Annotated in this window: 3 protein-coding genes; all 3 read right to left on the bottom strand. The window is 48.0% G+C overall.

Annotation, left to right across the window (positions count from 1 at the left end; genetic code table 11):
* Positions 1–251 precede the first annotated feature (251 nt).
* On the bottom strand, positions 252–4,853 hold the full coding sequence (locus tag EOO49_RS01880) for a GEVED domain-containing protein (RefSeq protein WP_290842185.1): 4,602 nt from the start codon (positions 4,851–4,853) through the stop codon (positions 252–254).
* A gap of 1,235 nt (positions 4,854–6,088) precedes the next feature.
* The gene (locus EOO49_RS01875; RefSeq protein WP_290842183.1) at positions 6,089–6,496 is read right to left on the bottom strand and encodes a hypothetical protein; all 408 of its coding nucleotides are present in this window, start codon (positions 6,494–6,496) and stop codon (positions 6,089–6,091) included.
* A gap of 238 nt (positions 6,497–6,734) precedes the next feature.
* The gene (locus tag EOO49_RS01870) at positions 6,735–12,443 is read right to left on the bottom strand and encodes a proprotein convertase P-domain-containing protein (protein WP_290842182.1); all 5,709 of its coding nucleotides are present in this window, start codon (positions 12,441–12,443) and stop codon (positions 6,735–6,737) included.
* Positions 12,444–12,458 lie beyond the last annotated feature (15 nt).

Here is a 12,458-nt window from a genome sequence, read left to right as displayed (position 1 = left end):
CGTTGCCCGATCGGAAGCATTGTAGTTTAACATCATAAAAAATAAATTGGTTAAAATAAAATCGATAATTCAGTTGATGGCGCTAAAGTGTAAGCGCACGAAAAAGCCGTCCGGATTTGGACTGCTTTTATTAGTGGAGAGGAATCTGTCTATGTCAATGGAAATGTTTCAGGGGATTAGAAGAATCTTTGTGGTATAAATCCGACAGACGGTCCCTAACCCGTCTGTCGGACAATGTCTTTGTTCCGTTATCAGAACACAATCTTTTTACTGACCACTTTCTGGTCAACCGATGTCACCTGAACGATCAAGACTTGATTGGCCGCTCCAAGATGAGCGATCTGCGTCTGATTGTCGGAAACATTTTTCTTCTCATAGACCAAACGGCCGCGAGTATCGAAAATCTTCACGTTATCCATCGTCGCGTTTCCGCTGTTCACGTAGATTACGTCGCTGTTTTTGTAAACGATTACCGAATTCTCATTGAATACGTGATCTGGCGTTTGAAGCGCTTGTGTCGTATATCTCAAAACGAATCTTGTATCGAAAGTTCCGGCTGTGGTAGCGAAACTGTATGAACCTGTTTTTAGGTTGTGGATAGTTCCTTGAGCCAAGTCTTCCAGGTAGATGTTCTGGCTGTCATCGGCGAAAATCCCGTCTGTCGTCTGGATCGAGATCGTATAAGTTCCGGCCACATTGGCTCGGTAACCCATCGGAACCTGATCGTTGCTGTCGAAAGGAAGCGGACGCCCTTGAATCGTCAACTTATTGGCCTCGACCAAAGAGTAGAAGCTGATGGAGTTCATGGACTCGATCACACCTCCGTCAAAATCGCGGTCTATTCCCGTAGTCGCATTTGTCACGTATCCGACAAGCGCCTGTTTGAACGCATTCGCACCTCCGACCATGTTGAGCCAGATACGGTGCTTTTCAACCGGAGCCGCATCCATTGAAGAGCGCTCGGCAGCAGGTCTGAAGAAGTTGTCGTTCGAGCCCGCAAGACGCATGCTGTTGTTGAATACGACGTTCCCGTTTGCGGTAGCCGTTGCAAAGAAAGCATTGGCAGACGCAATATTCTTGGTAGGCGGATTGTTGTTTCCGTCACCGGAATTGGCCGCAGCCGTTCCTCCAAGCAAGTTGTAAGAAGCGTAGTCGTTATTGTTGTAGACCTGAGCCGTGATTGGCGTGTTGTGTGTCCAGAAATAGATCGTTCCGTTCAACAAGGCCGCGTTTGTCGGGTTCGACAGGAACAAGTCTGCATCTAGAGCCGACGGATACGGGTTACCCAACAAATTCAGGTTCGTGGCCGGAGCCGATAGCGCCACAGGATAATTGATGATTCCGTTATTCGCATAACCCATCGTCATTACTGATGTATACGGAGTGGCGATCGACGTGTAAGTATCCGGAGCTCTCATGATGTAACCGCGTCCCGGAGTCGCGATCGTAGTGTTCGGAACAGTCACGAAGTAGCCTGTAGAAACATTGAACTCGTGGTATTTGTCGACGCGTGTATCCGGACAGATGTCAGAAAGCGGAATGTTGTACAACGGAGACGACCAATAAGTATAATCGTATTTTTTCATCGGAGTCGTCGTGCGGATGTAAGTGATTACTCCCGAATTCACCGCCGCATTGTTGATTTGCACCAAGCTTGAATTGTTGTTGAAGATCAATTGCCCGCCGGTTACGTTCACTGCATTTTCCACGATCATTGAATGACCCGGCTGAATGTTTACGTTACCCGACGTGACCGCCACGCTACAAGCGCTGACGTTGCCCGACGAAGTGTAATTTCCGGCGAAGATTACGCGCTTGGTCGCCGTTGGCAAACCGTTGCTCCAAGTTGATCCGTTCCAGGTTGTACTGGTCACCGACAATATCACCGTGTTCGTGTAAGAAATACAGCTTCCGTTGGTGATTTGAGCGCGGATGTAAGTCGTCGTATTGACTGGTCCGAGCACAGCTGAAGTCAGCGTGTTCAAACCTCCAGATCCCGCGATGTTCGTCGGCGTAGTAAAAGCCGAGTCTGCAGAAGATTGCCATGTAGCAACCGTGCCGCTTTGTCCGGTAAGGGTAAGGGCTGTGATCGTTCCTGTACAAACGGTTTGATCTGCGCTGATTGTTCCCGCAACGATAGGCGTTACCGTAATGGCCTGAGTTGTAGTAGTGGAACAGATTGAAGGCGATGGTGTACTTGCACTTGCGGTGTAAGTCGTAGTAGCCGTTGGCCAGGCGTAAACCGTTGTGGTTCCAGCGCCTGCAACGTACGGTGTCGTATGTGCCAAGTCGGTGTAAAGTCCTGCAACTGGCGACCAGGTAATGGCAGATGTCGCGTTTCCTGAGACCAGGAAGTTGTCTATTCCCCAAGCCCAGCCCCAAGGCGCTACATACTTAAATTTTATTCTGAGGTTGGTCTGTCCTAAATAAGCCGCCAAATCGCGTTGCACCTGAACAAAACCAGAAGCCGCACCTTGATTTGAGTTATAGGTCAATCCTCCAAGCAAAGCATAAGTCGTACCACCATCGGTCGAAATCTCGACCCTTGCATTACTTGTTGTCCATTGTTGATAGAAGTGCCAGAAGCTCAAAGACGCAGCCGTGTATCCGCCAAGACTGAAGACAGGCGAAATCAATTCAACGTTCGTTGTCGAACCAATGCCTTGAGCATCCGAATCAGACAACATAAAAGAAGAAGCGTCATTACTGTGAAAAGTCGTACCGAACCAAGTACCCGCAGGCACATATCCGTCAGGTCTTATCATCCAAGCCGAAGCGGCAGTATTTCCTCCTACGCTTGCGCTATTGACAGTTGTCCAACCTGGCGCACCGGCGTTGAAGTTTTCCGAAAGGATAGGCAATCCTGAAACAACACCGCCTGTCGCAGTTAGTTGAACCGCACTTCCACCTTGGCAAAGTGTAGCAGTAGAAGGTGTTGGAGTAATCGTGATTGGCGTTGGAAGCGGATTCGCCACATAAGTGTACTGAGCAGTGTTTACGCTGAAATCGCCACTTGTTTGCGTAGCGGTCAAGGTATAAGTAACCGTTGATCCGTTGTTGAAAGTGTATCCGGCTGCTGGACTTCCTGAAACTCCGGCAGCTGGCGTCCAAGTGAAAGTATTGTAACTTCCCAATCCTTGGGTGATGTGAACCGTCGGGCTAAGCGCTCCGGCACATTGGGTTGAAGTCGTGATGTCCAAAGCCAGAGTTGGCGGCGCAGTAACGACTTTCAAACTGTAGTCTTCCAACTCACCCGCTCCTGAGAAGGAACAAGAGTTCGGGTTTGTATTCAGGTAATCGATGACGACACGCATGCGTTTTACGCCGAGGGTCGTTCCCGCAGGAACCGTGATCAAACCAGTTACCGTACCTTGGTTGCTGGCAGTATAACCGGTGGTGTTGAACACTTTTTCTCCGGCATCGACGAAATCCCCGTCATTGTTCCAGTCGACGAAAATAGCGACACCGACACCAAGGTTGACACCTGCCGGGGCAGTTCCGTCGTCAAGTCCGACAGAAAAGTTGAAATTTCCACCTTGGGCTTCTATAACTGTCTGTGCCGTATAATCGGCGTGTCCTGGCGAAGTCCATGCAGAAGAATTGTTGATGTTCTGAACAGCATTCGTGATAGTCACGTTGCTGATATAAGCTTGCGGACTTTGACTTGTCGTAGGAAAACAGTACGGCGGCAAAACCGGAGTGTTGAAATTCGTGACCGGCGACCACATACTGAAATCACCCGCAGTACAATTTCCTCTAACCCAGAAATAGTAAGCCGTTCCACCAGTCAATCCGGCGAGGTTTACCAATGTAGTTCCCGCGCTTGTATATCCTGTAGGAGTTGTGTTGTTTGTTGGGGTTGTCGGCGAAGTTGACACATAGTAAGCATATCCGCCTGCCGGAGCCGGCGTTGGAGCGGACCAGGTCAAACTCGCTGCCGTAGCAGAAAGTGCGGTAACTGTAGCAGCCGCGGGTTGAATACAAAGTCCCGGCACCAACTGTATGTCGTCCAGGAAAATCTTTCCTTGGTTCGCGATCGAGTAAGCATGATAACCCAAATAGTAAGTTCCCGTAGTCGCCACGGTAAAGTTGACGTAGTTCATTATCGCGCCGTGCTTGATGTTCGGATGATCGTCAAGCGCCTGGGTCATGAAAGTATTGTAAGGAGCGGTTCCGAGTTTGACTTCAAGCCTGTTCGTAAGGAATGAGAAGTTCGTCGAACCTCCATACAGGTAAGACAATTGGTATGTTTTACCCGCAATCAGGTTCACACCTTGCGAATAGAACCAAGCGTTTGCAGGTTGAGAGTTGGCGTTGTACTCCAAGTGTTCGTCTGCAAAGCCATCGACAGGCGAACCGATCGCAGCTGTATACCAGTTTGATCCGGCACCAACGTTTTGAATGGAATGGCAAGGCTGGATGGCCGGAGCCGTGTAAGGATATGTAGGATCGCCTTGATCGAAGTAGTTGAAATATTCTTCGTTCAACGGACTGCAAAGCGTATTGATGTTGACCGGTCCTACCCAAGGGCTGAAGCTTCCGCCGCAGTTCGATCTTACCCAAACGTAATAGCTCGTTCCACCGTTCATTGTAGTAATTGTCGCGCCGTTCGTCGCAGCTGCGTATGTTGGAGTTGCCGATGAACCAGGAGTTGCAGCACTCGTACTATAGTAATATTGGTAGCCATTTGACGGCGCAGGTGATGTTCCCGTCCAAGTGATTTGCGCGCCGTTTCCGGTTGTGGAACCTGGAGTAACCGCTAGAGTTGATGGCGTCAAACAGCCTGCCGGCGTCCATGTGAAGATTCTTGGGGAGGTGTTGGCGATTCTGATCGAACCTGTACGAACAATCATTGCACTAACATTGGTGTTCGCACCGTTGTTGACTAATGTTGGAATTGTCCATAGCCCACTTGGGTGAGAGTAATTGTTAAAATCAGCATTAGTATTTCCTCTTAAGCCTAACTGAGCCAAATTCAGGTTATTTGCAACATTATTTGCTTGAGTATTGAAACGAACTTCTATTAAATTCGTCCCTTCATAAAGCCAAATTTGAAAATCGAAATAATCTGTAGTATTGGTTGCGTCATTTCGACGGACATTTCTCCACTCTATTTTCAGAATACGAGAACCAGGAGCACCTGACAACTCTTTTCCGACAGAGTTGGCTTGAGGCGCAGGTAAACCTGGAGCATTGGCGTATACAGCCCAATTATAACCAAAGGCTGATATTGCGCCAGCATATGCCTCAGTCGATGATAGAGGTGCGGAATTTCCCACTGATGGCAGAGTCGCTCCAAACGTCACAAACCCGTTAGCAGACACATTTACGTCAGTGTAGTTGACACCATTAAAATTAAATGTAAATCCAATTGGCGTAGCAACAACAGCGTTATCCCAGATACCTGAAATTAGTTGTGTTTTTGTGCTTTCATTCAAAAGGGTCATAGCGGCACCACCTGGATAAGCCGCAGCCGAAGCAGTATAATTCGATGCAACCTGACCATAGCCAGTAAATCCGAAGCAAAAAGTAAAAAGAGCGGCAAAAAATAAAAACTTGCGAAATGCCATAGAAACAGGCACTCCAGTTTGGGGGAATGTTTTTATCATGTTGGGCGTTTTAGGGTTTGTGGTATTTTTTAGAAAAATCCTTAGCTTACCGACACATTTACGCAACTCACCGCAAGAATTCTTAATGAATTAACCTTAATGTAATAGATAAGCGGATAAATTTACACTAAACTTCGAATTTCAAATGTGGACAACTCTTAAAAACCGCACTTTATCGACCAACTCTCTGGTTTCCTCGACGAACGGTAGTATTTTAACTTTATAATCAGTTGGTTAAAATCTTTTATGTAAGAAATCTTACCACAGTTTTCAAAAATGACAACGGTTCAAATTTAAATAAAATTTAACACGATAAATTAGGATTTGGAGTGACTTATCAACAATGCGAATTGGTTGCTAACACATTAAGATTCTCGTCCTGAGAATTTTTCGTTCGCTGTAAGGCATAAAAAAAACCTTCCTGCCACAGAAGGTTTTTCGTCCAACTAACTTAACCTAAAAATTATAAATACTATTTCTTATGCGATGTTGTTCTCATACTGCATTGCCTTTTTGAGCAAAGTGCGGCTCAAAATTCTGTTTGGCGTCATGCCACAGTTGATAAGGATTTTCTTTGGAGTTTCATTTTCCTTGGCAGATTTGGCCTGCATAACCGGACTAACCTGTTTTGCACCCATAAACCATTGTACCAACTCCATCTGGCGGTTTGAGTTTGTAGTAGTTTCGGCTTTTGCTTCGCTTCCGCCAACTGTAACATTCTCGATTGCAACCGATGTTTCAGTCGAGTTGATCTTGGCTTGTTGCCCAAAAACACCTGAGCAAGAAAGCAACAGGAAAGCCAACATCACGAACAAACGCATAGCTGTCGCATCTGCATTGGTCTTCAGGACATCCTGACGTGTTGAAGTTAGCTTTAGTGTTTTCATTTCTTTCGTTGGTGTTGGTTATTTTCTACATGTCAAAAGTAGTTCAGCGATTTGCCTGTGTGAAATATTTCCGACCAATGACCCGAAAACTCGTTCAAGCTTGCATTTCATCGAATCGAAATACTTTGGCCGTGCAAAAGTGTTTTTCGTCGACCGGAAATCACTGTAACCGACACTTTATCCCAACAAAAAACCCTTTCGATGTGAAAGGGTTCCTGATTTTTAAGAGTGAAAACGATCAGTTGGCGACCTTTTTTATCACTTCCTGCTTTTCTGCGGAGTAGATCTTGAAGATCAACATCTGGTTCGATCCGCCGACGGTAAATACAGCCTGTGTAGCGTTGATGTCCTTGATTTCCTTGACAAGTTTGCCAAGTACATCATAAACCTTGATCGAAGCCATATTCATGTTTCCGCTGTTCACGACGAAATTCTCCTTGTCTTTGTAGACGATGACCGAATTGTCGTTGAACACAGGATTTTGCGTCTGAAGTGGATTTTGGTACAAGATCTCGAAACGGGAATTGAAAACGCCTGCGTCCGAAGCAAAGCTGTAAGCGCCGGTGTTAAGATCGTGAACCGTTCCGGTAGTGTTGTCGCGAACAAAAACGTCCTGTCCGATTTCAAACAATCCGTCTTTGTGGTCAATGGCAATCTGGAAAGTTCCTGCAGTTGTCGCTTTGAAACCCATCGGAACCACATCGGTATCGACGAAAGGCAAAGGACGACCTTGGATCACGAACCGCTCCTGACCGATCATCGAGTAAAATGAAATCTCTCCGTCGTTGAAGAATCGTCCGTCAATTTGGGCATCGTTATCCATTGTCGAACCTTCGATGTATCCGACAAGCGTCTGACAGAAAGCATTGTTCGCACCCGTGGCGTTCAGCCAAACCCTGTGTCTCTCGATCGTATTTGCCGAACGGAAGAATTGGTTGGCGTTGTCGCCGGAACGCTGGCCATTGTTGAAAGTCACTTGCGAGCCGGAAGCCGAAGCCTCGACGAAGAAACCTTGTCCCGTGCGGATGATTCCCTGAGGATCGAAAACCTGAGCCTCGCCGTTTGCGACGAATCCGCCGCCTGATGTCCAGGAACAATAACTAGGACTTACCGGATTATTGGTTTTTCTCCAGAAATAAAGCGTTCCGGTAATATTCGAACTGTTGTTGCTGACGAAAGTCTGCATGTCGATAGACGAAGGATAAGGATTTCCGACAGCGTTGAAACGTTGTCCAACCGCAATATTCGTCAAAGGCACAGTCACGTTTCCGTTGTGAAGCACGCCAGTGAATTCTCCCGACCAAATCGTTGGAGTCGTCGGATGGTTGTTTGGTGTTCTTATCAGATATCCGACACCCGAATCAAACAAAGTCGTAGCCGGAGCCGCGATCGTGTTGTATTGGTTGATTCCGACATTATACGTGTAAAAACGCGTTGCCAAAGTCAAAGGCGAGAACGGTTGCAGGTTTTGTCCGCTTACCGGAGAAGACCAAAGCGTGTAATCCTGACGGATCAAAGCCGAGCTGTTGCGCTTCACTTTCGAGATTCCGGTGTTGGCCACGTTGTTGATCTGGATCAGGTTCGAGTTGTTCTCGGCCGTGAAAGTTCCTTGCGAAAGGATCGCATCGGTTACCGTCAAATCGTTTCCACTGGTTAGCAAAAGTGTTGTGGAAGACGCCATTGTGATCGAATACGCGAAAGCATCGGCACCAATTATCGGCTGATTCGTAGCACTTGGAATCGTTACGACCGTGTAATTCTGAGGCACTTCGTTGCAAGTCCAGTTTCCGGCCACGTGCCAGTTCGTATCGACATTTCCGGTCCATGTAGAATTGTTGTTGACCGAAACCACGGCAACCGAAGAATATTGGACCGGGCAAGCCGCGTTAGAAACAGCCACTCTATAATAGGTAGTCTGGCTCACGTTCGAATAGTTGTAAGTCGCACCCGAGTTCACAAAAGGAATTCCCGCAGTCGCGAAATTGTCAAACGAATATTCCCAAGACAATTGCGTTCCTGTGTAACCCGTCAAGGTCAAAGTTCCGGAATTGGTGTGCGAGCAAAAAGTTGCGTTTCCGCTCAAAGTTCCACCAACGTTCACAGCAGAAACAGTTATGGTCGCCGCAGACGAAGTTGCAGTCGCACAAGATCCGCTTTGTACGATTGCGCGATAGGAAGTTGTTACCGAAATATTGGTGTACGTCAATGAAGTCGTCGTATTCGCGATTGCAGTGAACGTCGCAAAGTTGTCAGTTGAGGATTGCCATCCGATCACGTTTCCGACATTTCCGGTCAAAGTCAAAGTGCCTGAATTCGATGAAGCACAAACCGTGGCGCTCGTTCCAACCGTTCCACCAACCGAAGCCGGAGTTACCGTGATTGTCGCAGCAGTTGAATTTGCTGTCGTACAAGTTCCGCTTTGAACAACCGCACGATAAGAAGTCGTGGTCGCCAAGTTCGTATAAGTCAATGAAGTTGTCGTGTTCGAGATCGAATTTACCGTTGTGAAGTTGTCCGTTGAAGATTCCCAACGAATTACGTTTCCGACATTTCCTGTCAAGTTCAACGTTCCGGAATTCGTCGGAGCACAAACCGTGGCGCTGGTTCCAACCGTTCCACCAACCGAGGCCGGAGTTACCGTGATTGTCGCCGCAGTCGAATTTGCTGTCGTACAAGTTCCGCTTTGGACAACCGCACGATAAGAAGTCGTGGTTGCCAAGTTCGTATAAGTCAATGAAGTTGTCGTGTTCGAAATCGCCGTAAAAGTCGCGAAGTTGTCAGTTGACGACTGCCATCCAATCACGTTTCCGACATTTCCTGTCAAGTTCAATATTCCGGTGTTCGTCGGAGCACAAACTGTCGCGCTCGTTCCAACCGTTCCACCAACCGAAGCCGGAGTCACAGTAATTGTCGCTGCAGTCGAATTTGCCGTAGCACAAGTTCCGTTTTGAACAACCGCACGATACGAAGTCGTCGTTGCCAAGTTCGTATAAGTCAATGAAGTTGTCGTGTTCGAAATCGCGGTAAAAGTCGCGAAGTTGTCCGTTGACGATTGCCATCCGATCACGTTTCCGACATTTCCTGTCAAGTTCAGTGTTCCGGTGTTCGTCGGAGCACAAACTGTCGCGCTCGTTCCAACCGTTCCACCAACCGAAGCCGGAGTTACCGTGATTGTCGCAGCAGTTGAATTCGCCGTTGTACAAGTTCCGCTTTGAACAACTGCACGATACGAAGTCGTCGTTGCCAAGTTCGTATAAGTCAATGAAGTTGTCGTGTTCGAAATCGCCGTGAAAGTCGCAAAGTTGTCAGTTGACGATTGCCATCCGATGACGTTTCCGACATTTCCGGTCAAGTTCAGTGTTCCGGTATTCGTCGGAGCACAAACCGTAGCGCTCGTCCCAACCGTTCCGCCAACCGAGGCCGGAGTTACTGTGATTGTCGCCGCAGTTGAATTTGCTGTAGCACAAGTTCCGCTTTGGACAACCGCACGATAAGAAGTCGTGGTCGCCAAGTTCGTATAAGTCAATGAAGTTGTCGTGTTCGAAATCGCCGTAAAAGTCGCGAAGTTGTCAGTTGACGACTGCCATCCGATCACGTTTCCGACATTTCCTGTCAAGTTCAGTGTTCCGGTGTTCGTCGGAGCACAAACCGTCGCGCTCGTTCCAACCGTTCCGCCAACCGAAGCCGGAGTTACAGTGATTGTCGCCGCAGTTGAATTTGCCGTTGCACAAGTTCCGCTTTGGACAACCGCACGGAACGAAGTCGTAACCGTCAAGTTCGTGTAAGTAAGCGAAGTCGTCGTGTTCGAAATCGAAGTTACCGTTGCGAAGTTGTTCGTTGAAGATTCCCAACGGATCACGTTTCCGATATTTCCCGTTAAGTTCAATGTTCCGGTGTTCGATGTGAAACAAACTGACGCGCTTGAATTCACTGTTCCGCCTGCAGATGCCGGTGTCACTGTGATTGTCGTTGCCGTCGAATTTGCCGTGGCGCAAGTCCCGTTTTGGACGATAGCACGGAAAGATGTCGTAGCAGAAAGGTTCGAATAAGTAAGTGAAGTCGTCGTATTGGCGATTGGCGTTCCGGCCGTCGCGAAATTGTCGAGCGAAGATTCCCATCCAATCACAGATCCAACATTCGATCCAAGCGTGATCGTTCCGGTATTTGTTGGTGCACAAACCGTAGCCGCGCCCGAAGTCGTTCCTCCAACAGAAGCCGGAGTTACGGTAATCGTAGCAACCGAAGAAGTCGCAGTTGCACAAATACCACTTTGTACGATTGCACGATAAGCTGTTGTGGCCGAAAGGTTCGTATAAGTCAACGAAGTCGTAGTGTTCGAAATTGACGTTATCGTTGCGAAGTTGTTTGTTGAAGATTCCCAACGGATAACATTTCCAACATTGCTTACAAGATTGAGCGTTCCGGTATTAGTGGGTGCACAAACCGTGGCACTCGAATTTACCGTTCCGCCTACAGAAAGCGGATTGACAGTCAAACCTACCGTAGTCGAAGCAGTACATCCGGTTCCATTCGTGGCTGTAAGCGTGTAAGTTTGGCTCGTAGTAGGATTCGCCGATGGATTTGCCGATGTCGTGCTGCTCAAACCGGTTGCCGGCGACCAGGAATATGTGACGTTTCCGCAAGTACTCGTGAAAGTCATCGACCAAGAGTTGAACGTTCCCGAGTCGTTGGCCACGTTATCTGACACGACCAACGTCCAGATTCCTGTTGCGTTTCCTGTCAGTGTAGAAAAAGCTGTTTCCGGAGTGTAGGTTCCATTGATTGTTACGTTACCTGTAGGCAAAGCCGTTCCGCCGGCTTGAAGTGTAGCCACAATGTTGTCGCCGCTTCCTCCTTTTTTGGTGATCAACGGAATCATTTGTCCGTAAGGTGAACTCAGGTAAAGTTCCAAATCACTGTTATACGTGTGGGTCACGTTTACCGTCATCGATGTCAATTGAGCTGCCGTAGCGCAAGTCGAAGGAATCGTGATTGCCGAATAAACGGTCGTCAAATCGGCGATGGTTTGGGCTGTCGTATTGTTTCCTGTCGGACTTCCCGGCAAAGTCGTAACCGACGAAGCGAGAGCCGAAGAACTTCCGACGCAAATTGTAGCCGGAGTTGCAGTTGCGCTAACAGTTACAGGATTGACCGCCAAAACCGGACCAACTCCCGTTCCCGCAGCATTCGTCACTCTAACATTTCCGGCAGTGTTTCCAGCGGCCAAAGTCGCAGAAATGCTTGTCGCGGAATTCACTGTGTAAGAGGCGACCGCCGCACCGTTAACCGTAACACCGGTAATTCCAGTGAATCCGGAACCTGTAATGTTAAAGGTTGAACCCGGGCAACTTGAATATGTGGACAGACTAGTGACGATTGGTTTCGCGGCTGTATCGGTCAGGAAACAGTTATCAACATAGTAGGTTCTTGCGCCACCGGAGAAAAAACCATTGGTATCATCGGTAACTTTGTAGATCTGAATGATGATGTTCGAGGCGTTGTTGAAAGTCGCCGGGAGTGTCAGGGTTCGGGTCGTAAACGTCGTTGCTGCGGAATAAATTGTCCCATTTGTCCAAGTCGTTCCATCAAGACTCGCCCTGGCACGCACCGTACCGGCATTTCCCGTGGCATTGACCCTATCGCAGTACGAGAAAACCAAGTTGGAATATCCGGTTGCGTTTACAGTAAACTGATAATAAGCTCCCGTGTCTACATTCGCGGACGTGATTGAATTCGTGTTGAGACAGGCCGAAGTATTGTCGTAAGCGTATTCGGGTACGTTGGCTGTAAAAGTTGGAGTGCCGACCGCATTGTCCACCGAAGCGACAACGGTGTTTTCAAAGTCGAATCGGAAAACTGTCGTCTGAGCGAAAGCCTTCGATCCAAACAACATCAGCAACAGCACAACAAAGACGTTTCCGCAAAAGCGAAGTAAAGTTCCTTTCATAAGGTGGATTTGAGA

Origin of the sequence: Flavobacterium sp. (assembly GCF_004295795.1) — a bacterium.
GTDB lineage: Bacteria > Bacteroidota > Bacteroidia > Flavobacteriales > Flavobacteriaceae > Flavobacterium.
Note: the sequence above shows the minus strand (reverse complement) of the source record. Positions and strands in the feature narration are given on the sequence as shown.

What these genes read in the sequence shown, in the direction of transcription:
- EOO49_RS01880 (WP_290842185.1), bottom strand. Translation starts at nt 4,853, where the DNA reads ATGATTGTTCGTACAGGTTCGATCAGAATCGCCAACACCTCCCCAAGA.
- EOO49_RS01875 (WP_290842183.1), bottom strand. Translation starts at nt 6,496, where the DNA reads ATGAAAACACTAAAGCTAACTTCAACACGTCAGGATGTCCTGAAGACC.
- EOO49_RS01870 (WP_290842182.1), bottom strand. Translation starts at nt 12,443, where the DNA reads ATGAAAGGAACTTTACTTCGCTTTTGCGGAAACGTCTTTGTTGTGCTG.